General features: G+C 61.3%; 13 protein-coding genes. 7 read left to right on the plus strand and 6 right to left on the minus strand.

Features of this window, described 5'->3' with window-relative positions:
• On the minus strand, positions 1-1,035 hold the full coding sequence (gene waaF / locus GN234_RS15685; RefSeq protein ID WP_176688738.1) for a lipopolysaccharide heptosyltransferase II: 1,035 nt from the start codon (positions 1,033-1,035) through the stop codon (positions 1-3).
• A 344-nt stretch (positions 1,036-1,379) separates the two neighbouring features.
• Positions 1,380-4,319: a bifunctional [glutamate--ammonia ligase]-adenylyl-L-tyrosine phosphorylase/[glutamate--ammonia-ligase] adenylyltransferase gene (glnE, locus tag GN234_RS15690; RefSeq protein WP_109752106.1), complete on the minus strand. Its 2,940-nt coding sequence runs from the start codon at positions 4,317-4,319 to the stop codon at positions 1,380-1,382.
• A 382-nt stretch (positions 4,320-4,701) separates the two neighbouring features.
• Between glnE and aceE the strand changes: the two genes are divergently transcribed.
• The 5 genes from aceE to msrA all read left to right on the plus strand — a co-directional run bounded on the left by aceE (position 4,702) and on the right by msrA (position 14,395).
• Entirely contained in the window at positions 4,702-7,347 is a 2,646-nt protein-coding gene (gene aceE / locus GN234_RS15695; protein WP_063323231.1) for a pyruvate dehydrogenase (acetyl-transferring), homodimeric type, read from the plus strand.
• Positions 7,348-7,358: 11 nt separating this feature from the next.
• Complete coding sequence (aceF, locus tag GN234_RS15700) at positions 7,359-8,999, plus strand: dihydrolipoyllysine-residue acetyltransferase (protein ID WP_163855593.1); 1,641 nt, start codon at positions 7,359-7,361, stop codon at positions 8,997-8,999.
• 350 nt (positions 9,000-9,349) lie between these two features.
• Positions 9,350-10,741 carry an alkaline phosphatase D family protein gene (locus tag GN234_RS15705; protein WP_176688739.1) on the plus strand — a complete coding sequence of 464 codons (1,392 nt, stop codon included), beginning with the start codon at positions 9,350-9,352 and terminating at the stop codon, positions 10,739-10,741.
• A gap of 194 nt (positions 10,742-10,935) precedes the next feature.
• Positions 10,936-13,629 (plus strand): putative bifunctional diguanylate cyclase/phosphodiesterase, encoded by a 2,694-nt coding sequence (locus GN234_RS15710; RefSeq protein WP_163855597.1) that lies wholly within the window; start codon positions 10,936-10,938, stop codon positions 13,627-13,629.
• A gap of 118 nt (positions 13,630-13,747) precedes the next feature.
• Positions 13,748-14,395 (plus strand): peptide-methionine (S)-S-oxide reductase MsrA, encoded by a 648-nt coding sequence (gene msrA / locus GN234_RS15715; RefSeq protein WP_109752361.1) that lies wholly within the window; start codon positions 13,748-13,750, stop codon positions 14,393-14,395.
• Positions 14,396-14,517: 122 nt separating this feature from the next.
• Here the strand turns inward: msrA and GN234_RS15720 are convergent, their stop codons facing one another.
• The 3 genes from GN234_RS15720 to GN234_RS15730 all read right to left on the minus strand — a co-directional run bounded on the left by GN234_RS15720 (position 14,518) and on the right by GN234_RS15730 (position 18,221).
• Positions 14,518-15,357 (minus strand): 23S rRNA (adenine(2030)-N(6))-methyltransferase RlmJ, encoded by an 840-nt coding sequence (locus tag GN234_RS15720; RefSeq protein WP_116834017.1) that lies wholly within the window; start codon positions 15,355-15,357, stop codon positions 14,518-14,520.
• Positions 15,358-15,438: 81 nt separating this feature from the next.
• The gene (locus tag GN234_RS15725) at positions 15,439-16,170 is read right to left on the minus strand and encodes a DUF4123 domain-containing protein (protein ID WP_176688740.1); all 732 of its coding nucleotides are present in this window, start codon (positions 16,168-16,170) and stop codon (positions 15,439-15,441) included.
• The gene (locus tag GN234_RS15730; protein ID WP_176688741.1) at positions 16,167-18,221 is read right to left on the minus strand and encodes a type VI secretion system Vgr family protein; all 2,055 of its coding nucleotides are present in this window, start codon (positions 18,219-18,221) and stop codon (positions 16,167-16,169) included. Before GN234_RS15730 ends, GN234_RS15725 begins: the two co-directional genes overlap by 4 nt.
• 266 nt (positions 18,222-18,487) lie before the next feature.
• Between GN234_RS15730 and GN234_RS15735 the strand changes: the two genes are divergently transcribed.
• Positions 18,488-18,982, plus strand: a complete 495-nt coding sequence (locus GN234_RS15735) for a DUF2165 family protein (RefSeq protein ID WP_176689596.1) — start codon at positions 18,488-18,490, stop codon at positions 18,980-18,982.
• A 220-nt stretch (positions 18,983-19,202) separates the two neighbouring features.
• On the opposite strand, the gene putP is transcribed toward GN234_RS15735, so the two are convergent.
• Complete coding sequence (putP, locus tag GN234_RS15740) at positions 19,203-20,687, minus strand: sodium/proline symporter PutP (RefSeq protein WP_109752099.1); 1,485 nt, start codon at positions 20,685-20,687, stop codon at positions 19,203-19,205.
• Positions 20,688-21,150: 463 nt separating this feature from the next.
• Here putP and putA point away from each other — a divergent pair, with 463 nt between their 5' ends.
• A complete protein-coding gene (putA, locus tag GN234_RS15745) occupies positions 21,151-25,104 on the plus strand; it encodes a trifunctional transcriptional regulator/proline dehydrogenase/L-glutamate gamma-semialdehyde dehydrogenase (protein ID WP_116834015.1) in 3,954 nt (1,317 codons plus the stop codon).
• Positions 25,105-25,258: the final 154 nt, after the last annotated feature.

Genomic DNA, 25,258 nt, shown 5'->3' on the forward strand with positions numbered 1-25,258 from the left:
TTACCGGACCTCCACGGGTGTGCCTTGCAAACGTTCCAAGGCTTCGTTCACGGCAGGCGGCATAAGCTGGCGCAGGCAGTTGTAATGACCGAAGCGGCAGGTGCGGTCGAAGCACGGGCTGCACTCGATGCCCAGGCGCACGACTTCGACCTTGTCGGCCAACGGTGGTGTGAAGCCTGGCGAAGTAGAGCCGTAGACCGCCACCAATGGCCGATTCAGGGCGGCGGCCACGTGCATCAGGCCGGAGTCGTTGGACACCACGGAATCGGCGCAGGACAGCAGGTCGATGGCCTCGGCCAGGGAGGTGTCGCCGCTGAGGTTCACCGACTCTTCCCGAAGCCCCGGGATCAACCGCGAGCGGATGTCCTCGCCCACCGGATGATCTTTTTTCGAGCCGAACAGCCAGACTTGCCAGCCTTCGCGAATCTTCGCCTCGGCAACCTGGGCGTAATGCTCCGCCGGCCAGCGCTTGGATTCACCGAACTCGGCACCCGGACAGAGAGCCAGCACCGGACGATCCAGGCTCAGGTCGAACTTGGCCAGCGCCGCTTCACGGGTCACCGGGTCGATCGCAAGGCTCGGTCGCGGATAGGGTTTGGGCAACTCGACCCCAGGCTCGTAGGCCAGGGCCATGAAGCGCTCGATCATCAGCGGATAACGTTCTTTATCCAGTGTGCGCACATCGTTGAGCAGGCCGTAGCGAAACTCGCCACGCCAGCCGGTGCGCTTGGGGATACGGGCGAAGAACGGCACCAGTGCCGATTTCAACGAATTGGGCAACAGGATCGCCTGGTCGTACTGGCCGGCCAGGGATTTGCCGATACGCCGACGGGTCGCCAGTTCCAACACGCCGTGGCCGAGCGGGAAGCTCAAGGCCTTGCGTACTTCGGGCATGCGCTCAAGGATCGGCCGGCTCCACTCGGGGGCCAGGACGTCGATTTCGCACTGCGGATGGCGCTGTTTCAGGCACTGGAACAGTGTCTGCGCCATCACCATGTCACCGACCCAACTGGGCCCAACGATCAGAATATTCATGTGCTTTCCAAAAACGATACAGGGAGGCCTACGCCTCCCCGCCTCGAGAATCACTGTGGCTTAGGTCGTTGCCTGTTGCCCTAATCTACAACACACCCCCATCAACTGTGGGAGTGAGCCTGCTCGCGATGAGGCCGGTACATTCAACATCAATGTCGCCTGACACTCCGCCATCGCGAGCAGGCTCGCTCCCACAAGGGGCCTTCATCTGTTTCAAGTACGGTGCCGCACCGCAAATCCACTGTGGGAGCGAGCTTGCTCGCGATGAGGCCATCACATCCAACCTCAATGTCGCCTGACACTCCGCCATCGCGAGCAGGCTCGCTCCCACATTCATTCAATACTCAGCTCAGCCCCAGCTCCCGCCAGATCCGCAAGACCTGCCGGCGTTCATCCACGAACTGGTCGCCTGCGATCACCCCGGTATCTTTCTGCAAGGCCTGGCGGTGGGCAGCGGAGCGGTAGGCTTTATAGGCTTCGCGCAACAGCGTGGCATCTTCGGCCGGCATCAACCCGAGCTCCTGCAACCCGTCGAGGATGCGGATGTTATCGGTGTAGCGCACCAGCGAGGGGTGTTCCTCGGACCACGCCAGGGCCGCGTATTGCACCATAAATTCAATATCGACGATACCTCCGGCGTCCTGCTTGAGGTCGAAGGGCGCCGCGGCCTCGAAGGCATTCGGCGCAGTCCCGGCGGCGGTAGCCTTGCTGCCAAGGTTGTCCCGCATCTTGGCGCGCATTTCGCTGACTTCCTGACGCAGCATCGGCAAGTCACGCTTGCGTCCCAGCACCTGGGCGCGGACCTTCTCGAACGCCTGGCCCACATCCTGGCTCCCCACCAGCACCCGGGCTCGCACCAATGCCTGGTGTTCCCAGGTCCAGGCTTCATTCTCCTGATAACGGGCAAACGCCCCAAGGGAACTGACCAGCAACCCCGACGCCCCGGACGGTCGCAGGCGCATGTCCACTTCGTACAACTGCCCGGAGTTGGTCTGGGCGGTCAGCAGGTGGATGATCCGCTGGCCGAGCCGGGTGAAGAACTGCGCGCCGTCGATGGGTTTCGGGCCATCGGTTTCCGCCTGTGGGTCGCCATCGTGGATGAACACCAGGTCCAGGTCGGAACCATGCCCCAGTTCCAGCCCGCCGACTTTCCCATAACCGACAATAATGAAGCCCGGATCGCACAGACTGCCATCGGTGCGCAATGGCACGCCGTGCTTGGTCACCGTCTGGCGCCAGGCCAGGGCCAGCACTTGCTCGAGAATCGCCTCGGCCAGCCAGGTCAGGTAATCGCTGACTTTCATCAGCGGCAGGCTGCCGGCGATTTCCGAAGCCGCTACCCGCAGGCGATGCGCCAGCTTGAAATGCCGCAACGCCTCCATCTGTTGCTCCAGATCATCCTCGGGAATGCGCGTCAGGCGCTCACGCAACTCCGCCGCCAACTCCGGCGCCAGGGGCGGCTTGAACAGCCGGCCCTCATTGAGCAATTCATCGAGCAACAATGGGAAACGGGTGATTTGTTCCGCTATCCAAGGGCTCGCCGCGCACAGCGTCAGCAAGCGTCGCAGGGCTCCGGGGTTTTCCGTCAGCAACACCAGATAGGCCGAACGGCGGGCGACAGCCTCTACCAATGGCAGCACCCGCTCCAGCACCAGGTCCGGATTGGCATGCTCCACGGCCTGGGCCAACAGGCGTGGAATGAAGGCATCCAGACGCTCGCGCCCCAGGCGCTGCATGGCGCGCAGTTGCGGGCTGGCGCGCAAGGCAGCCAGTGCCTTGAGGGCCTTGGGTGCATCGACGAAGCCACCGTCCTGCAACTGACGACATGCCGCCTCTTCATCCTGGCTGTCTTCCCACAAGGGCAACCATTCGCCACCCACCACCACTTCGCTTTCCCCGCCCTCCTCTTCATCCGGGTCGGCGATGACCTGGCCGAAATGCCAGGCCACACGCCCGCGCCAGTACATCAATTGCTCGTGAAAGGCCGACCAGTCGGCAAAACCCAGCATGAATGCAATGCGCGCCTGATCCTGTGGGCTGTCCGGCAACATCTGGGTCTGGCGGTCGGCGATGGCCTGGATAGCGTGCTCGGTATAACGCAGGAACTCATACCCCTGGCGCAACTCGTCGACCACCTTGGCCGGCAGATAGCCCTGGCCTTCCAGGGTGCCCAGCACTTTGAGCAACGGCCGCTGCTGCAAGCTCAAGTCGCGACCGCCGTGGATCAGTTGGAACGCCTGGGCAATGAATTCCACCTCGCGAATGCCGCCCGAACCCAGCTTGATGTTGTCGGCCATGCCCTTGCGCCGCACCTCCTGCTGGATCAGTTGCTTCATGGTGCGCAGCGCTTCGATGGCGGAAAAATCCAGGTAACGGCGATAGACGAACGGGCGCAACATGTCGAGCAATTGCGTACCGGCCACCTGATCGCCCGCCACCACCCGCGCCTTGATCATGGCGTAGCGTTCCCAATCGCGGCCCTGGTCCTGGTAATACTGCTCCAGGGCATTGAAGCTCAGCACCAGCGCGCCGGCCGAGCCGTAGGGGCGCAGGCGCATGTCGACGCGAAAGACAAAACCGTCGACGGTCATCGGGTCCAGGGCCTTGATCAGGCGCTGGCCGACACGGATGAAAAACTCCTGGTTATCCAGCGGTCGCTTGACGCCAACGGTTTCGCCGCCCTCGGGGTAGGCGAAAATAAGGTCGATGTCCGACGACAGGTTCAGCTCCACGGCGCCAAGCTTGCCCATGCCCAGGATGACCATCTGCTGCGGCTCGCCGCTGCGCCGTCCGGTGGGCGTGCCGAATTGCTGACTGAGGCGCTGGTACAACCATTGATAGGCTTGGTCGATGCAGGTGTCGGCCATGTCCGAGAGATCGCGACAGGTCTGGACCAGGTCGGCCTGGCGGGTCAGGTCGCGCCAGATGATCCGCACCTGCTGGCGCGTACGCTGACGGCGCAGGACGCGTCCCAGTTCATCCTCGGTCTCGGCGGCCTGTACTGCGGCACCGATCTGTGCGCACATTTCACCGGGAGCCAGGCTGCGGTCCAGTTCGCCGCTGCGCACCAGCTCCAGCAGCATCGCCGGGTCACGGAGACTCTGCTCGATGAAAAAATCACTGGCGGCGGCAACGCGCTTGAACGCATCCCAACGCTCGGGCGTCCAGGCAGACAACCCGTGGTCGTCGTCGAACAAGGCGACCGCGGCACGGAACGACTGCTCGGCCCGACTGACCAATGACTGGAGAATGGCCGGTACTTCGGCAAGCGAGGGCAGGCTCATGGTCTATCCTTGATCGGCGCGGGAGAGGCTGGATGTAGTGTTTTTTCAGAAGACACTACCTGATCGACTGTCGAACAAAGATGATAAATAGCTGAAAATCTGATTTTATTGGCAGCCGGCATCAAGTTTTTACCTGTTCGAGTTGGCTAAAGACCAACAGTAACGATTATTCTCACAACGAAACGAGCGGCCATAAGCCGCTCATGTGTAGTTTTACTACTCGTCTATACATTCGAAAGGCTGAAACGGCCAACGATTTGTAGTAAAACTACACGCCGCCGAAACAACCTTCGGCAATCCAAGAATTTATATCGTCTGCCCACAAGGCCAGTCGCAAACTCAGGCAACCGATTCTGGTAGCCTTTCCGCCCTGGAGCAAGCCATGCAAGACCTCGATCCCGTCGAAACCCAGGAATGGCTGGACGCCCTGGAATCGGTTCTCGACAAAGAAGGCGAAGACCGTGCTCATTATCTGATGACCCGTATGGGCGAACTCGCGACCCGCAGCGGTTCGCAACTGCCCTACGCCATCACCACGCCGTACCGCAACACGATCCCCGTTACCCACGAAGCACGCATGCCTGGCGACCTGTTCATGGAACGCCGCATTCGCTCGCTGGTACGTTGGAACGCGTTGGCCATGGTCATGCGTACCAACCTGAAAGATTCTGACCTGGGCGGTCACATCTCCAGCTTCGCCTCCAGCGCGACGCTGTATGACATCGGTTTCAACTACTTCTTCCAGGCCCCGACCGACGAACACGGCGGCGACCTGATCTACTTCCAGGGCCACGCATCGCCAGGCGTCTACGCCCGTGCGTTCATGGAAGGCCGCATCTCCGAAGACCAGATGAACAACTTCCGCCAGGAAGTGGACGGCAACGGCCTGTCCTCGTACCCGCACCCTTGGCTGATGCCAGACTTCTGGCAGTTCCCGACCGTATCCATGGGCCTGGGCCCGATCCAGGCGATCTACCAGGCGCGCTTCATGAAGTACCTGGAAGCCCGTGGTTTCATCCAGCCAGGCAAGCAGAAAGTCTGGTGCTTCATGGGTGACGGCGAGTGCGACGAGCCGGAATCCCTGGGCGCGATCTCCCTGGCCGGCCGCGAGAAGCTGGACAACCTGATCTTCGTCATCAACTGCAACCTGCAGCGCCTCGACGGCCCGGTTCGCGGCAATGGCAAGATCATCCAGGAACTCGAAGGCGTGTTCCGTGGCGCCCAGTGGAACGTCAACAAAGTCATCTGGGGCCGTTTCTGGGACCCACTGCTGGCCAAGGACGTCGACGGCATCCTGCAACGTCGCATGGACGAAGTCATCGACGGCGAGTACCAGAACTACAAGGCCAAGGACGGCGCGTTCGTCCGTGAGCACTTCTTCAACACGCCTGAACTCAAGGCAATGGTTGCCGACTTGTCCGACGACGAGATCTGGAAACTCAACCGTGGCGGCCACGACCCGTACAAGGTCTATGCGGCGTACCACGAAGCGGTCAACCACAAAGAGCAGCCGACCGTCATCCTGGCCAAGACCATCAAGGGTTATGGCACCGGTGCCGGCGAAGCGAAGAACACCGCGCACAACACCAAGAAGGTCGATGTCGACAGCCTGAAGCTGTTCCGCGACCGCTTCGACATTCCGGTCAAGGACAGCGAGCTGGAAAACCTGCCGTTCTTCAAGCCGGAAGAAGGCAGCGCCGAAGCCCGTTACCTGGCCGAGCGCCGTGCCGCGCTGGGCGGTTTCGTACCACAGCGCCGCGCCAAGAGCTTCAGCGTCCCGACCCCGCCACTGGAGACCCTCAAGGCGATCCTGGACGGCTCGGGCGACCGTGAAATCTCCACCACCATGGCCTTCGTGCGGATCCTCGCGCAATTGGTCAAGGACAAGGAAATCGGCCAGCGCATCGTCCCGATCATCCCGGACGAAGCCCGTACCTTCGGTATGGAAGGCATGTTCCGTCAGTTGGGCATCTACTCCTCCGTCGGCCAGCTCTACGAGCCAGTCGATAAAGACCAGGTGATGTTCTACCGCGAAGACAAGAAGGGCCAGATCCTCGAAGAAGGCATCAACGAAGCGGGCGCCATGAGCTCCTTCATTGCCGCCGGTACTTCGTACTCCAGCCACAACCAGCCGATGCTGCCGTTCTACATCTTCTACTCGATGTTCGGCTTCCAGCGTATCGGCGACCTGGCCTGGGCGGCCGGCGACAGCCGTACCCGTGGCTTCCTGATCGGCGGTACCGCTGGCCGGACCACGCTGAACGGCGAAGGCCTGCAACACGAAGATGGCCACAGCCACATGCTGGCCGGGACCATCCCGAACTGCCGCACCTATGATCCGACCTATGGCTATGAGCTGGCGGTGATCATCCAGGACGGCATGAAGAAGATGACCGAAGAGCAACAGGACGTCTTCTACTACATCACCGTGATGAACGAGTCCTACCAGCAGCCAGCCATGCCGGCCGGTGTCGAGGCAGGCATCGTCAAGGGCATGTACCTGCTCGAGGAAGACACCCGCGAAGCGGCGCACCACGTCCAGTTGATGGGCTCCGGTACCATCCTGCGCGAAGTGCGTGAAGCAGCGAAGATCCTGCGTGAAGAGTTCAACGTCGGTGCCGACGTGTGGAGCGTCACCAGCTTCAACGAACTGCGTCGCGACGGCCTGGCCGTAGAGCGCAGCAACCGCCTGCACCCTGGCCAGAAGCCTAAGCTGAGCTACGTCGAAGAATGCCTGAACGGCCGTAAAGGTCCGGTCATCGCCTCTACCGACTACATGAAGCTGTTCGCCGAGCAGATCCGCCAGTGGGTTCCTTCCAAGGAATTCAAAGTGCTGGGCACCGACGGTTTCGGCCGTAGCGACAGCCGCAAGAAGCTGCGTCACTTCTTCGAAGTCGACCGTAAGTTCGTTGTGTTGGCAGCCCTGGAAGCCCTGGCTGACCGTGGCGATATCGAACCGAAAGTGGTGGCCGAAGCCATCGTCAAGTTCGGCATCGATCCGGAAAAACGCAACCCACTGGACTGCTGAGGAGAATTTTCGTGAGCGAACTCATTCGCGTACCTGACATCGGCAGCGGTGAAGGTGAAGTAATTGAACTGTTTGTGAAGGTCGGCGACCGCATCGAAGCCGACCAGAGCATCCTGACACTTGAATCGGACAAGGCCAGCATGGAAGTGCCTGCGCCGAAGGCCGGTGTGATCAAGAGCCTGAAAGTGAAGCTGGGCGACCGCCTGAAAGAAGGTGACGAGTTGCTGGAGCTGGAAGTCGAGGGCGCCGCCGCGGCGCCTGAAGCGGCCGCACCCGCTGCTGCCCCGGCCGCGGCTGAAAAGCCTGCCGCCGCACCGGCTGCCGAGGCGGCTCCCGCACCCGCTGCTGCGCCTGCCGCTGCCACGGTCCAGGACATTCATGTCCCGGACATCGGTTCGTCGGGCAAGGCCAAGATCATCGAAGTGCTGGTCAAGGCTGGCGACACCGTCGAAGCCGACCAGTCGCTGATCACCCTGGAATCCGACAAAGCCAGCATGGAAATCCCATCGCCGGCCGCCGGTGTGGTGGAAAGCGTCGAGGTCAAGCTGGACGACGAAGTCGGCACTGGCGACCTGATCCTGAAGCTGAAAGTAGCGGGCGCCTCGGCACCTGCCGCGCCAGCCCCAGCCGCTGCGCCTGCCGCCAAGACTGAAGCAGCTCCAGCGCCAGCCGCCGCGCCTGCGGCCAAGGCCGAAGCGGCTCCTGCGCCTGTTGCCGCCGCGCCTGCGCCAAGCGGTGCCAAAGTGCATGCCGGTCCTGCGGTGCGTCAGTTGGCCCGTGAATTCGGCGTCGAGCTGTCTGCCGTTGGCCCGAGTGGTCCACACGGTCGCGTGCTGAAGGAAGATGTGCAGGCCTACGTCAAGGCCATGATGCAGAAGGCCAAGAACGCACCGGCCGAAGGCGCCACTGGCGGCGCGGGCATTCCGCCGATCCCGGCGGTAGACTTCAGCCGCTTCGGCGAAACCGAAGAAGTGGCCATGACTCGCCTGATGCAGATCGGCGCGTCGAGCCTGCATCGCAGCTGGCTGAACATTCCCCACGTGACTCAGTTCGACCAGGCCGACATCACCGAGCTGGAAGCCTTCCGCGTCGCCCAGAAAGCCGTGGCGGAAAAGGCCGGTGTGAAGCTGACCGTGCTGCCGCTGTTGCTCAAGGCCTGTGCGCACCTGCTCAAGGAACTGCCGGATTTCAACAGCTCCCTGGCGCCAAGCGGCAAGGCAGTGATCCGCAAGAAATACGTACACATCGGCTTTGCCGTCGACACCCCGGAAGGCCTGCTGGTACCGGTCATCCGCAACGTCGACCAGAAGAGCCTGCTGCAACTGGCTGGCGAAGCCGCTGCCCTGGCCGAAAAAGCCCGGAACAAAAAGCTCACCGCCGACGACATGCAGGGCGCCTGCTTCACCATCTCCAGCCTCGGCCACATTGGCGGCACCGGCTTCACGCCGATCGTCAACGCGCCGGAAGTGGCGATCCTGGGTGTTTCCAAGGCCACCATCCAGCCTGTCTGGGATGGTAAAGCCTTCCAGCCGAAGCTGATGCTGCCACTGTCGCTGTCCTACGATCACCGTGTGATCAACGGCGCCGCCGCCGCACGCTTCACCAAGCGTCTGAGCGACCTGCTGGGCGACATCCGTACCATCCTGCTGTAACACCGGGCGGCCCTCCCTTTGCGGAGGGCCATCCGGACCGCTGTTTTCCGAGCGCCACGCTCGTACCTCAACCCCGCCCGTTTGGCGGGGCTTTTTTTGCCTGCCATTCAAGCCAGTCAGCAGGCCGGGCGCTTCTGTGGGAGCGAGCCTGCTCGCGATAGCGGTATGCCAGACATCCCAGCACTTTTCCTACCCCGCAAGTTTTAAATGACTACGCCCCCTATTAGTCATTACCCACAACCTGTGCCCCCTCCCCTCTCGATATTTATGACGCGCGGCGCTTTAGCATCAAACCGCCAAGGCAACTTGATGCTTACCCCCACCGATTACAACTTCGAATGGATTCGAACATGTTCAAACCTACCGTCGGCCCCATCGTCGGCCACACGACAACGGATCACGCTCGGATATTCCTGCGAGGCGATCTCGACAACAACCTGGTATTCGCCGGAGTTCGCCACAGGCGCCAAGGTGATCCCCACTGGTCGAAAGGGCATTTCGTCCAACTGAAGGCCTACCGCGACATGTCCGATGTCATCGTGTTGAAAGGCCTGCAACCCGACACCGCCTACGAATACCAGGCCGGCTGGTTCAGCCCCCTTAGCCCCACCCATACTGTGGAAACCGTCCAGGAACTGCCGCTGCAATGGCCCCGCAACACTTACTGCTTCCGAACGCCGGCCAGCAGAACCAACGCACCGCGCGCTTACATCGTGGGTTCTTGTCGCTACTTGCGAATCGCCGCCCGCACCCCGTTGTTACCCGGGCTTGGGGACCGCACCTTTGCCGGTATCAATCGCATCGTGGCACAGGCCAACCCGCCGATCAGCGCAGTGTTAATGATCGGTGACCAGGTTTATCTCGATGACCTTAACGTCATCGGCCCGGACCGAATCTATAAGAACATTCTCTTCAGGTACCGTGCGGTGTTTACCCAGCCGCACATCAGGAAGTTAATGTCGGGCATCCCTACCTACATGATCCTCGACGACCATGAAATCGAAGACAACTGGCCCGCCAGGAAAACCGTCAACGACGACGTTCTATACGCAAATGCCATGGACGCTTATGGGCTTTATCAGGCCAGCCATGGGCCCGCCCATGAACTGTCGGGCGACGGAAGATTAAACAAGTCGTTAACGCACTACTGGTACATCCTCACTCACGGCGATATCCAATGGTTCGTCACCGACAGCCGGACGCAACGCAATCTGTCGGCGGACGACCGACGCATCCTCGACGAGGAACAGGAACAGTCTTTGCTCCAATGGCTCATCGACAGCCCCGCCCGGGTCAAACTCATCGTGACCAGCGTCATGTTCTTCCCTGACAGCAAGCACAATGACGGCGATGCCTGGCAGGCCTTCCCCGAACAACGCCTGCGCCTGCTGGAAACCATTCGCCACCATCGGATCAAAAACGTGGTTTTCGTCTCGGGCGATGTCCACGGCTCCATGACCAGCCGATTGCGTCACAGCGAGGATCCTGATTTCGAGGTCAACACCGTGGTTTCCTCGCCGTTCTACAACAGCAAATTGCTGCCTTTTGCAAAAGCCTCGGATTTTATTTTCCACAGGCCCATGGCCCGCACCAAAAGCGGTCAGTATCGCTATGAACTGACCAGCAAAGTGGTGAGCCAAGACAACTTCGCCCGCCTGCATGTCACGGCGCAGAGCCTTCAAGTCACTTTCCACGACCGGGACGGCGCCCCCTTGCAGAGCGTCGATATACCACTGCAATGACAGGCACTGGTACCTTCCATGGCCTCTGATCGGTCGGCGACTGGAGAAATCCCCTCGTCGGCCGATAAAAGGTTTATAGCACTTGGCCTTCATCTCTCTTGTCAGCCAGTGCCGCAATGATGCAACCTTGCGCCAATCCGTAATAACGAGGGCGTCAGCCCGGCGCGATCAGCATTTTCGAAGCGAGTTTCCCCATGAAAAGCCAACCCGATGCCGCCAGCCGTATGGCGGCCGAGGTAGTGACGCAGTTACCGGTGCCCTCGCGGCTCGGTATGCTGCGTTTCGAACGGCTGAATGAAGCAAGCTGGGCGCTGTTGTTCCTCGACCCCAACTGCGAGCGATACTTCGGCCTGCCGGCGGTAGAGCTGTGCTCGCTGGTCAGTGCGCCCTATGCCAGCCTGATGGAGCCCGAAGCGCGCTATCAGTTGCATGACGCCATCCAGCAGCAACTGGCCCAGGCCTCGCATTACCAGATTCGCTACACGCTACACACCGCCAAAGGCCCGATGAACGTGCTGGAAACCGGTGAGGCCTATAAGCAACACAATCGTCATCTGCTGCGCGGTTTCCTGCTGGCGGTGGACAATTTGCTGCAAGGCGAACCCTCCATGCCGGCCCTGGACCTGGAAACCCAGAATTCACGCTTGCAGATCGCCCTGGAACTGAACCAGCGCGCCCAGCAAGAACAGCTCCAGCATCTGGACCGGGTGCGAGCCCAGCAAGACCTGATTCTGCTGCTGACCCGTCAACGCTACAGCGCCAACAATTCCCTGCTCGAAGCGGCCGAACTCATCACCCGCAGCGCCTGTGACATCTACCAGATCGACTGCGCCAGTATCTGGAACCTGGACGACGGCAAACTGGTACCGATCTCCGCCTACAACCGCGCTTCCCAGGAGTATTTCCTGCCGGAGGTGATCGACGCCAACGACTTTCCCGACTACATGGAGGCGTTGCAGACCTGCCGCGCCATCGACGCTCACAACGCGATGCGCGACCCGCGCACCCGGGAAATGGCCGAGAGCCTGCGCGCCCGCGACGTCAACGCCATTCTCGACGCCAGCATTCGTATCGACGGCCAGGTAGTCGGCGTACTGTGCCTGGAACAGGTCGGCGTCACCCGAGCCTGGCAATCGGACGAAATCGCCTTCGCCGGTGAACTGGCCGACCAGTTCGCCCAGGTCATCAACAACCACAATCGACGAACCGCGACCAGCGCCCTGCACTTGTTCCAGCGCGCCGTGGAACAGAGCGCCAATGCGTTCCTGCTGGTCAATTGCGACGGTGTGGTGGAGTACGTCAACCCAAGCTTCACCGCGATCACCCAGTACACCACCGAGGAAGTCCACGGCCAACGCCTCTCGGAACTGCCGGCCCTGGAGAACCTCAGCGAACTGCTGTTCGACGCGCCATCGGCGCTGGCCCAGAGCAACAGTTGGCAGGGCGAATTCAAGAGCCGGCGCAAAAACCTGGAACCCTACTGGGGCCAGTTGTCGATTTCCAAGGTCTACGGCGACAACCGCGAACTGACGCACTACATCGGCATCTACGAAGACATCACCCAGACCAAGTTGGCCCAGCAGCGCATCGAGCGCCTGGCCTACACCGACAACCTGACCAACCTGGGCAACCGTCCGGCGTTCATCCGCAACCTCGATGAACGCTTCGCCCGGGACAGTGATTCGCCCATCAGCCTGCTGCTGGTGGACATCGACAACTTCAAGCGCATCAACGACAGCCTTGGCCACCAGACCGGTGACAAGCTGCTGATCAGCCTGGCTCGGCGCCTGCGCAACAGCCTGAGCCCCAGCGGCAGCCTGGCGCGATTCGCCAGTAACGAATTCGCGGTCCTGCTGGACGACACTGACCTGGAAGCCGGGCAGCAGATCGCCAGCCAATTGCTGATGACCCTCGACAAACCCATGTTCGTCGACAACCAACTGATCAGCGTGACCGGCTCCGTGGGCCTGGCCTGCGCTCCGCTGCACGGCCGCGATCCACAGACCCTGATGCGCAACGCCGGCCTTGCCCTGCACAAGGCCAAGGCCAACGGCAAACATCAGGTCCAGGTATTCACCGAAGCGCTGAATGCCGAGGCCAGCTACAAGCTGTTCGTGGAAAACAACCTGCGCCGCGCCTTGACCCAGAACGAACTGGACGTGTTCTACCAACCCAAGTTGTGCTTGCGCAGCGGCCGTCTGCTGGGCATGGAGGCGTTGCTGCGCTGGAACCATCCGGAAAAGGGCATGATCCGCCCGGACCAGTTCATCAGCGTGGCCGAAGAAACCGGGCTGATCATCCCTATCGGTAAATGGATCGCCCGCCAGGCCTGCCGCATGAGCAAGCAATTGACCGCCGCCGGCCTGGGCAACCTGCAAGTGGCGATCAACCTGTCGCCCAAGCAGTTCTCCGACCCCGACCTGGTCGCCTCCATCGCCAGTATCCTCAAGGAGGAACAGCTGCCGGCCCGGCTGCTGGAACTGGAGCTGACCGAAGGCCTGTTGCTGGAAGCCACTGAAGACACCCACTTGCAGCTCGACCAGCTCAAGCGCCTGGGGCTGACCCTGGCGATGGACGACTTCGGCACCGGTTACTCGTCCCTGAGCTACCTGAAGAAATTCCCGATCGACATCATCAAGATCGATCGCAGCTTCATCCATGAGATCCCGGACAACCAGGACGACATGGAAATCACCTCGGCGGTGATCGCCATGGCCCACAACCTGAAACTCAAGGTCGTGGCCGAAGGCATCGAAACCGCCCAGCAGTTGGCATTCCTAAGGCGTCACCGCTGCGATGTCGGCCAGGGCTACCTGTTCGACCGCCCGATCCCCGGCGCCGAGCTGATCGAAAAGCTCAAGCGCTACCCCCGCGGGCCGCTCGTCTGACGGCCTTGCCTGCCCCTACGTCCATCCCCTCGTCAACGCTGTGTCTTTCTTAACTAACCGGCATTGGGCACACTGACGGTCTATTTCGCTCAACCCAATCTGACTGAGAGGACTGATGATGGTCTTGCGCTCGGAAATCCTGGTGAACAAAAACGTGCTCCCTACTCAAGAACAAGCCCTGCCTGGCCGTGAAACCCCAATGACCGTGCCGGAAAAACACTTCGTACTCGACGCGCCGCTGCTGGGCCCGTTTGCCATGGACGTGGATTTCGCGATCTTTGGCCTGGGCTGCTTCTGGGGTGCGGAACGCAAGTTCTGGCAGCGCGAAGGCGTGGTCAGCACGGCGGTGGGTTACGCCGGCGGCTTCACGCCAAACCCGACGTATGAAGAAGTCTGTTCGGGCCTTACCGGCCACAGCGAGGTGGTACTGGTGGTCTATGAGCCGGCAAAAGTCAGCTACGACCAGCTTCTGAAAATGTTCTGGGAACTGCACAACCCGACCCAGGGCATGCGCCAGGGCAATGACATCGGTACCCAATACCGCTCGGTGATCTATGCCACCAACCCGGCTCAACTGGCGGCGGCCAAACACAGCGAGCAAGTATTCCAGGCTGAGTTGACCAAGGCAGGCAAAGGCACCATCACGACCGAAATCGAAGAAGCACCGACGTTCTACTTCGCCGAGGCCTACCACCAGCAGTATCTGGCGAAAAACCCGGAAGGCTATTGCGGGATTGGCGGGACCGGCGTGACGTGCCCGATCTGAACCCTCTGTCCTGAAAAAAAGCTTCGCGAGCAAGCTCGGCTCCCACAGGGATTGGTGGCAGTGCGTCCACATGTGGGAGCGAGCCTGCTCGCGATGGCGGCCTTCCAGACGCCATCGGTGCATCAGCTTTCAGCGATCAACCAATCCATCTGCCACCCACCTTGGGTCTGCCCCAGTTTTTTCGACAGCCACGGCAGCAGTTCACGCAACTCCTCCTCCAACCCCCACGGCGGATTGGCAATCGCCAGGCCGGAGCCATTCAGGCTGTTGGGCGTCGCCAGTGGGTGCACCAGCAGCTCCACGCGTAACAGCTTCGGCGCCCCTGTGCCGGCCAGGTCCTGGTAGAAGCGGCGCAACATCCGCTGGTCCTTCACCGGATACCAGATCGCGGCCACTGTCTGGCGCATCCGGCCAATGGCCTCCTTGAGCGAAGCGGCGCAGCGCTGCATTTCGTCAAGCTGTTCGAAGGGCGGATCGATCAGCATCAGGGCACGCTTCTCCGCCACCGGCAGCAGTGCTCGCGACACATGCCAACCTTCACCCAGGTGTACCGCCACGCGACGGTCGCCTTTCATGTTGTCCTTGAGCAATACACCGTCTTCAGGGTGTTTCTCATTGAGCAGCACACGGTCCTGCGACCGGGTCAGGCGCCGCGCCAGCTCCGGCGAGCCCGGGTAGTAGCGCAACTGCCCGTCCGGGTTCATCTCGTGCAGCACCTTCATGTAATCGGCGGTCAATGGCGGCAGATCGCTCTCGCCCCACAACCGCGCGATGCCTTCCAGGTACTCACCGGTACGGTTGGCCTGGTCACCCTGCAAGTCGTACAACCCGATGCCCGCATGGGTATCGAGGTAAGCGAAGGGTTGCTCCTTGCGCGACATCAAGGCGATGAGGCGGGTCAAGGTCAGGTGTTTGAACACATCGGCGTGATTGCCGGCGTGGAAGGCGTGGCGATAATTCATGGCGGCTCCTGCGAAGGGCGACGAGTTTACCTCGAAGCGCGTCGGACGTCAGGCGTTCGCAGCCCGGCGGACAGGCCACAATCAGCCCAGCTCTCGCACCAGATACGCCAGCAATGGCGCCTTTGATGCTTCAACCGACTCCGATCGCTCAAGAAAGTGGGCAATCTTGCTGCGCAGGACGCTGTCGTCGACGCGCTCGAACAAATACGGATGCTCTTCGCCCAGCCAAGTGAGCAAGTTATCCAACAGACAGTCCGTCGGGACCTCGGCCATTGTCTCCAACAGCGCGACGGGTACCTGCCACCATGGAAAAGCCCGGGCCGCCCGCTGGGCATTTCCCATGATCTCAAGGGATTGCCCGTTGATCAGGCAGCGCGTGATGACTGGCAAGAGTTGCCCGGCCTCCACCTCCGTCGATTGCAGGATCGACCGCAAAAAGCGCCCATCCCAAAAACGCAGGAAGACCGGCTTGCCACCCGGCAACAGCACCTGCGTGAGCCCCCGCAAATGTTCGGCAAGGGTCTGCTGGTTCACACACGAAACCGCCAGCCAGCCCCAATCGAGCGAGTCGGTGGCGGCTATCCAATCAAGAAATCCGCTGTCCACGCCGACAAGCCCTACATAGGGCATGACCGATTCCCACTCGGCGTATGGCGTGTCGGCCCAGATCGGACTCGCCTCCGAGCTCATCGAGCGCTTCCAGGCCGACAACACCCCGGCGCTACTGGCGTTGCTGAAGATGGCGAAAAGTTGCTCGCTGGCCTGCAGAGGATGGTCCTCAAGCCAGGCGCGGGGAGATTGACCGCAGCTCATGGTCGCTCCTGGATATCGACAGGTTTGCGAAAGACCGATGGCGCTACGCAGACGCCGCTTCTGCAACGTTCACACTCCTCGCAGAACGGCGCCGAGCCCTGGAAACTGAGGATTTGCGCGAGGGAAAGCGCAGGCGCCGCAGCGACCCGCTTCTCGGCACTGCCTGGCGTACCGGATGCCGCGCTCAAGACCGCCATCGGCGCCCCACCGACCTCGATCGGCACGCTGCTGGAGATCCCGCCGGCCCCGATGCTGATCCAATGGCCGCCGGCCTGGAGGGTCACACTGGCACCCGCTTCCAATACTACGTGTTGGCCGGCGCTGACATGAAACTGCTGGCTCGCACTCAGCACCTGGCTGGTGACACGAATATGCCGTTCGCCACTCACCAGCAGATGATCATCCTGCCGGACTTCAGCCCGGCGCCGACCATGGGTAAGGCGCTGTTCATCGGCCTTGAGCTCGTGTCGCGCCGTACCGGTGACGACAATGCTGCGCTCATGATCGACCTGCACCCGCTGGTCATGCAGCACATGCTGGGTCCAGTTTCGCTGGGCCCGCAGGTAGATCTCCTCGGCGCCCTTGCGATCCTCGATGCGCAGTTCGTTGTAACCTCCCCCGCCAGGGCTGCTCCGGCTGCGCAACAGGCTGCGGGTCTTGTCCGCCGGCAAGTCCAGCGGCACGGGGTTGGCGCCATTGGGCAGACAACCCACCACCATCGGCTTGTCCACGTCGCCATCGATGAACCCGACCAGGACTTCCATGCCAACCCGGGGGATCATCACCACGCCATAGTGATCGTGGGCCCAACCGGAGGCCACACGCAGCCAGCAGCTGGAATGTTCGTCGTGTTTACCGTCGCGATCCCAGACCAACTGCACCTTGACCCGCCCGAACTCATCGCAATGGATCTCGCTGTCGACCGGCCCGGTCACCACCGCCGACTGATAACCATGGGCCCGCGGCTTTTCGTGATGCAGGGGTGGCCGAAAGAACACGTCCCATGGCGTGGCGAGAAAGGTATTTTTGTAACCCTGGAATTCATCCGGGCCGGCACTGGCGACTTCTTCCAGCACCTGCGGTTGACGACCATGATGGTCGACATGCGTCAAGAGCCAGAGATCATTGAACTGCTCACGAGGATGCTCCTTCATGCACATGAAATGTCCGCTGACGAAGGCGCTTTCATCGCTGCCGCCCTCTGCCACGCGCTGGTCGGCACCATGACGCTCAAGGGCGCGCCGGGTCAGATGCTTGCCGTCGTCACGGGCAGAGAATCCGCCGGGATAGCGATAGTCTTCCAGGGCAGGACGCTGCCGATTATCCAAATGGGTTTCCAATAACAAGCCGGGCTTGCGGAAGTCGTAATCGCGCAACGTTACGGCAGTGGTGCAGGTCTGGAGCCGCACCGCCAGGCGCTTGATCGCCGACTCGTCGGCGACCATGCCGCTGTCCGGCAGGTACAGCGTCGATTCGGGCAGGCGGGGAAACACCGTCTGGTCGTCACCGAACACCAGCAGATGGCCGTCAGGGCGGTGCCTGAAGTGATAATGGATACCGACTTCGGCGCAAATCCGCTCGATGAAGGCCAGGTCGCTTTCGCCATACTGCACACAATATTCGCGTTCGGGGTACTGCCCGCCAAGCGTGAACTGGCAGGCATCCGCCAGGATTCCGTGTTCCTTCAACACCCGGGCGACGATATCGGGCACGCTCAGGTGCTGGAAAATCCGCTGGTTGATGCGATGGCGCAAGTAGGCCAGGCGAGGCACCAGGCTGATCTGGTAACGGGTCAGGCGTTTGCCCGAATCCCCCTGGGCCACGCTGTAGACCTGACCGTGTATGCCACCCTTCCCGCCATCGAAACCCAGAAATGCCTGGCGATGCAGGAGTTCTTCCAGTGCCAGGTCAGACCGCTCACTGACCAGCTCCAGGTCAAAACGATAGGGCTGACTGATGGCTTCCGTGCCCTTGAACTCAAGCACCTTGAGGTCATTCGGTCCGCTGTCGAGCGTCAGCGTGAAAAGCGGTGGGTTGGCAGGCGGGAACATCCGATGTGCCTCTGCAAAATGGAGGTGGGCGATTGTGCATGAGCCCTACGCAAAGCTGATCGACCCTCATTAAAAACAGATTTGCCTTACACCCAAGAAGATAAAGGCATGCGGCATGCGCTGTATTTTCCGACAGACATTCCTTGCGTGACGGCAAACTGAAATCGCCGCACGAACAATCAGCAACTTCCTACAAAGTGACGGGCCTCGGGACTGCAACTGGCCGTGCTAACGTTCTTTCGTCGCAAAAAGCAAAGGAAGCACCGATGACGATCCGTTACGCAAAAATCGCAATGATCCTGGCGCTCGCCGCCTTCGCCTTCCTGACCGTGTTCAATAACATCACGGACTACAGCTCCAACTTCAATTTCGTCCATCACGTGCTAAGCATGGACACCACCTTCCCCGACAATGCCGCCCGATACCGGGCCATCGATCAGCCCTGGATGTGGCATGGCGCCTATTGGCTGATCATCGTCGGCGAAGCGCTGACAGCAGGGCTTTTGGGTTACGGCACACTGAAACTGTGGCAGGCACGCCGGGCCGAGGCCTCGGTGTTCGCCCGCGCCAAGGGGTGGGCCGTTGCCGGTCTGACGGTGGGTTTCTTTGTCTGGTTCTTCGGTTTCATGGTCGTCGGCGGCGAGTGGTTCCTGATGTGGCAATCAGACGTCTGGAACGGCCAGGATGCCGCGTTCAGGTTCTATATGGCGATTTTGGGCGTGTTGATCTTTCTCAACCAACCTGACACCGAGGTGAAGTGATGTGCGTCCTTTGAAGGTCCAGCGTGGGAGCGAGCCTGCTCGCGATAGCGGCGTACCAGCTTGCCTGGATGCTGAATGTGACACCTCATCGCGAGCAGGCTCGCTCCCACAGGTAACAGGCGCGGTCGATAAATTCCGCGCATAAAAAACGGCCCGTTTCCATTGGAGACGGGCCGTTTTCATGTTCTTCAAGCGCGCCGTCAAGGCCGCGCTGAAGGTCTTACTGATTCAGACGGAAATCTTTCTCGGCCGCTTCGAAGCGCTGCAGCATACCGGCGGTAGGCGAGCCCATCTTGCTGACAACGTAGATGGCCAGGCTGGCGAAGATGAAGCCCGGGATGATTTCGTACAGGCCCAGCAGCTCGAAATGCTTCCAGACGATCACGGTGATCGCACCGACCAGGATGCCGGCCAGCGCGCCGTTACGGGTCATGTTCTTCCAGATCACCGAGATCAGCACAACCGGGCCGAACGCGGCACCGAAACCGGCCCAGGCGTAGCTCACCAGGCCCAGTACGCGGTTTTCCGGGTTGGCAGCCAGGGCGATGGCGACCAAGGCCACCAGCAACACCATGGCACGGCCGACCCAGACCAGTTCCAGCTGGGAAGCGTTCTTGCGCAGGAAGGTCTTGTAGAAGTCTTCGGTCAGGGCACTGGAGCACACCAGCAACTGGCAGCTCAGGGTGCTCATTACCGCCGCCAGGATGGCCGACAGCAGGACACCGGCGATCCACGGGTTGAACAGCAGTTTCGCCAGCTCGATGAACACGCGCTCATGGTTTTCGGTCACCGGACCGGCCACTTCAGGGTGCGCCGAGAAGTAAGCGATACCGAAGAAGCCGACAGCCACGGTGCCGCCCAGGCACAGGATCATCCAGGTCATGGAGATACGACGGGCGTTGGCGATGGACTTGACCGAATCAGCCGCCATGAAGCGCGCCAGGATGTGCGGTTGACCGAAGTAGCCCAGGCCCCAGCCCATCAGCGAAATGATGCCGATGAAGGTGGTGTTTTTCAGCATGTCGAAGGACGAAGGATCTTTCGCTTCGATGGCCAGGAACGTGGTGTCCACGCCACCGGTGGCCAGCAGCACGATGATCGGCGTGAGGATCAGCGCGAAGATCATCAGGGTGGCTTGTACGGTGTCGGTCCAGCTCACGGCCAGGAAACCACCGACGAAGGTGTAGGCGATGGTCGCGGCGGCACCGGCCCACAGCGCGGTCTCGTAGGACATGCCGAAAGTGCTTTCGAACAGACGGGCGCCGGCGACGATGCCGGAAGCGCAGTAGATGGTGAAGAACACCAGGATGACCACCGCGGAGATGATCCGCAGCAGGCCGCTGTGGTCCTCGAAACGGCTGGAGAAATAGTCTGGCAGCGTCAGCGCGTCACCGTTGTGCTCGGTCTGCACCCGCAGGCGCCCTGCCACGAACAGCCAGTTGAGGTAGGCACCGACGATCAGGCCAATGGCGATCCAGCTTTCCGACAGGCCAGACATGTAGATGGCACCCGGCAAACCCATCAACAACCAGCCGCTCATGTCGGAAGCACCGGCGGACAATGCCGTGACCACGCTGCCCAGGCTACGACCGCCCAGGATGTAATCGGAAAGGTTATTGGTGGAGCGGTAAGCCATCAGACCGATCAGGACCATGGCTGCGATGTAGATCACGAAAGTGATCAAGGTGGGATTACTAACACTCATGAGTTACGCCCTGGCTTTGTTTTTATGTAGCGGTGGCAGTTGAAAGCGTCGACAACGCGGACGTTGTAGCGACGATTTGCAGTCCCGCGAATTTATGACTGATGTTTCCCCAGGAAAGCCATCAGCCGATGCCCCTCGACTTTCAAGCCGGTTGCACCTTGGCCGCGAATGCTATTCAACAAATGAAATAAGGTGCAACCTGTTTCGCTCGAATAAGTTGCACCTGATCGGTTTTATCGCAGAATCTGTACTTTTTGCTCCTTTTTAGTGCAGCCCATAGCGGTCCGCTAGAAGCCAAAGCACTAAGCCGGTGCAGGATTGACGGGGCAGAATTTGCTTCCAGATGAACTGCCTGTCATTTCAAGAAAAAAAGGGTTGCACCCGGTTGCACCTCAATCATCGCGCAGCTAATCTTGCCGCCAGCTGATGCCACGCCATACGTGGTAAACATGAGGATAAAAATATGGCTACCACCACCCTTGGGGTCAAACTCGATGACCCGACCCGCGAACGCCTCAAGGCGGCCGCAACCTCGATTGATCGCACACCACACTGGCTGATCAAGCAGGCAATTTTCAATTACCTGGAAAAACTCGAGGGTGGTGCAACCCTGACCGAGCTGAACGGTTCACCCCGCGCCGACAGCGATGATGCCGGCGATGTACAGGTCGACCACGCTCACCAATGCTTCCTCGAATTCGCCGAGAGCATCCTGCCGCAATCGGTCCTGCGTGCCTCCATCACCGCCGCTTACCGTCGCCCCGAGCCGGAAGTGGTGCCGATGCTGATCGAGCAGGCCCGCCTGCCGGCGCAAATGGCCGAAGCCACCAACAAGCTCGCCGCCTCGATTGCTGAAAAGCTGCGCAACCAGAAAAGTGCCGGCGGCCGTGCCGGTATTGTCCAGGGCCTGCTGCAGGAGTTTTCCCTGTCATCCCAGGAAGGCGTGGCACTGATGTGCCTGGCCGAGGCGCTGCTGCGTATCCCGGACAAAGGCACCCGCGATGCACTGATCCGCGACAAGATCAGTACCGGTAACTGGCAACCGCATTTGGGCAACAGCCCATCGCTGTTCGTCAACGCTGCCACCTGGGGCCTGCTGCTGACCGGCAAACTGGTCGCCACCCACAACGAAGCCGGCCTGACTTCCTCCCTGAGCCGCATCATCGGCAAGAGCGGCGAGCCGATGATCCGCAAGGGCGTCGACATGGCCATGCGCCTGATGGGTGAACAGTTCGTCACCGGCGAAACCATCGCCGAGGCCCTGGCCAACGCCAGCAAGTTCGAATCCAAGGGCTTCCGCTATTCCTACGACATGCTGGGTGAAGCCGCGCTCACCGAACATGACGCCCAGAAGTACCTGGCCTCGTACGAGCAAGCCATCCACTCGATCGGCAAAGCGTCCCATGGCCGTGGGATTTATGAAGGCCCGGGCATTTCCATCAAACTGTCCGCATTGCACCCGCGCTACAGCCGCGCCCAGTACGAACGCGTCATGGACGAGCTGTACCCGCGCCTGCTGTCGCTGACCTTGCTGGCCAAGCAATACGACATCGGCCTGAACATCGACGCCGAGGAAGCCGACCGCCTCGAGTTGTCCCTGGACCTGCTGGAACGCCTGTGCTTCGAGCCGCAACTGACCGGCTGGAACGGCATCGGCTTCGTGATCCAGGCTTACCAGAAGCGTTGCCCGTATGTGATCGACTACGTCATCGACCTGGCTCGCCGCAGCCGTCATCGCCTGATGATCCGCCTGGTGAAAGGCGCGTACTGGGACAGCGAAATCAAGCGCGCCCAGGTCGAAGGCCTGGAAGGCTATCCGGTCTATACCCGCAAGGTGTACACCGACGTGTCCTACATCGCTTGCGCCCGCAAGTTGCTGTCGGTGCCGGAAGTCATCTACCCACAGTTCGCCACGCACAACGCCCATACCCTGTCGGCGATTTATCACATCGCCGGTCAGAACTATTACCCGGGCCAGTACGAATTCCAGTGCCTCCACGGCATGGGTGAACCGCTGTACGAACAGGTTGTAGGCAAGGTCTCCGAAGGTAAGCTGAACCGTCCGTGCCGCGTGTACGCTCCGGTAGGTACTCACGAAACCCTGCTGGCGTACCTCGTACGTCGTTTGCTGGAAAACGGCGCGAACACCTCGTTCGTCAACCGCATCGCCGACCAGTCCATTTCGATCCAGGAGCTGGTGGCCGATCCAGTGGCCAGCATCGAGCAGATGGCAACCCTGGAAGGCGGCTTCGGCCTGCCACATCCGCGCATCCCACTGCCACGCGACCTGTATGGCAGCGAGCGCGCCAACTCCAGCGGCATCGACCTGGCCAACGAGCATCGCCTGGCGTCGCTGTCCTGTGCCCTGCTGGCCACCGCTCATAACGACTGGAAAGCCACGCCGATGCTCGGTTGCGCCGCCAGCGAAGAAGCACCGGCAGCAGTGCTGAACCCGGCCGATCACCGTGACGTGGTCGGTCATGTGCAGGAAGCCACGATCAGCGACGTCGACAATGCCATCCAGTGCGCCCTCAACGCCGCGCCGATCTGGCAGGCCACGCCGCCAGCCGAACGCGCCGCGATCCTCGAGCGCGCCGCCGACCTGATGGAAGGCGAGATCCAGCCGCTGATGGGCCTGCTGGCCCGCGAAGCCGGCAAGACCTTCGCCAACGCCATCGCCGAAGTACGTGAAGCCGTGGACTTCCTGCGCTACTACGCAGTGCAGGCACGCAACGATTTCACCAATGACGCCCACCGTCCTTTGGGTCCGGTGGTTTGCATCAGCCCGTGGAACTTCCCCCTGGCGATTTTCAGCGGCCAGGTCGCCGCCGCCCTGGCCGCCGGCAACCCGGTACTGGCCAAGCCCGCCGAGCAGACGCCATTGGTGGCGGCCCAAGCGGTGCGCCTGATGCTCGAAGCCGGCATTCCGGAAGGCGTGCTGCAACTGCTGCCGGGCCGTGGCGAAACCGTCGGCGCCCGTCTGGTGGGTGACGAGCGGGTCAAAGGCGTGATGTTCACCGGCTCCACCGAGGTCGCGCGCCTGCTGCAACGCAACATCGCCGGTCGCCTGGACAACCAGGGCCGTCCGATCCCACTGATCGCCGAAACCGGTGGCCAGAACGCCATGATCGTCGACTCCTCGGCGCTGACCGAACAAGTGGTCATCGACGTAGTGTCTTCGGCCTTCGACAGCGCCGGCCAGCGTTGCTCGGCCCTGCGGGTGCTGTGCTTGCAGGAAGATTCCGCCGACCGTGTCATCGAAATGCTCAAGGGTGCCATGGCCGAATCGCGCCTCGGCAATCCTGAACGCCTGTCGGTAGACATCGGCCCGGTGATCGACGCCGAAGCCAAGGCCGGCATCGAGAAACACATCCAGGCCATGCGCGATAAAGGTCGCACCGTGTACCAGATGGCAATCGCCGACAGTGACGAGTGCAAGCGCGGCACCTTTGTGATGCCGACCCTGATCGAACTGGAAAGCTTCGACGAGCTGCAACGGGAGATCTTCGGACCGGTGCTGCACGTAGTGCGCTACAAGCGCAAGGAGCTGGATCAGTTGATCAGCCAGATCAACGCTTCCGGTTATGGCCTGACCCTCGGCGTGCACACCCGTATCGACGAGACCATCGCCAAAGTGGTCGATAACGTCCATGCCGGCAACGTCTACGTGAACCGCAACATTGTCGGGGCCGTGGTCGGCGTGCAGCCGTTCGGTGGCGAAGGCCTGTCGGGCACCGGCCCCAAGGCCGGCGGTCCGCTGTACTTGTACCGCCTGCTGTCGACCCGTCCTACCGATGCAATCCAGCAATCCTTCGTGCGTGGCGATGCCCTCACTGCGCCAGACCTGCGTTTGCGTGAAGCCCTGAGCAAACCGCTGACCGCCCTGCAAGCCTGGGCCGACAGCCAGAAACTCGCCGAGCTGAGCGCCCTGTGCGTGCAGTTCGCCGCCCAGTCGCAAAGCGGTATTACCCGTCAGCTGACCGGCCCGACCGGCGAACGCAACAGCTACGCCATCCTGCCGCGCGAGCACGTGTTGTGCCTGGCGGACGTGGAAGGCGATCTGCTGACGCAACTGGCGGCGGTACTGGCTGTGGGCGGCTCGGCCGTGTGGCCGGAAACCGACACCAGCAAGGCTTTGTTCGCACGCTTGCCGAAGGAGATTCAGGCACGCATCCAACGGGTTGCCGACTGGACCAAGGACGACGTGCTGTTCGACGCCGTGCTGCATCACGGCGATTCGGACCAACTGCGCGGCGTTTGCCAGCAAGTGGCCAAGCGGGCCGGTGCTATCGTCGGGGTGCACGGTTTGTCCCAGGGCGAGACCAACATTGCGTTGGAGCGTTTGGTGATCGAGCGGGCGTTGAGCGTGAACACGGCTGCCGCGGGTGGTAACGCCAGCCTGATGACCATTGGCTAAACCGTTGTAGACCAGGCACCTGCAATGGGTGCCTGGTCATAGAAACCCTGTGTGCGAGCTTGGTGGGAGCAAAGCTTGCTCGCGATCCAGGCGCTGCGGTCCTCAAGAGACCGCGGCGCTTTCATCGCGGGCAAGCCTTGCTCCCACAAAACTC

Origin of the sequence: Pseudomonas bijieensis (assembly GCF_013347965.1) — a bacterium.
GTDB lineage: Bacteria > Pseudomonadota > Gammaproteobacteria > Pseudomonadales > Pseudomonadaceae > Aquipseudomonas > Aquipseudomonas bijieensis.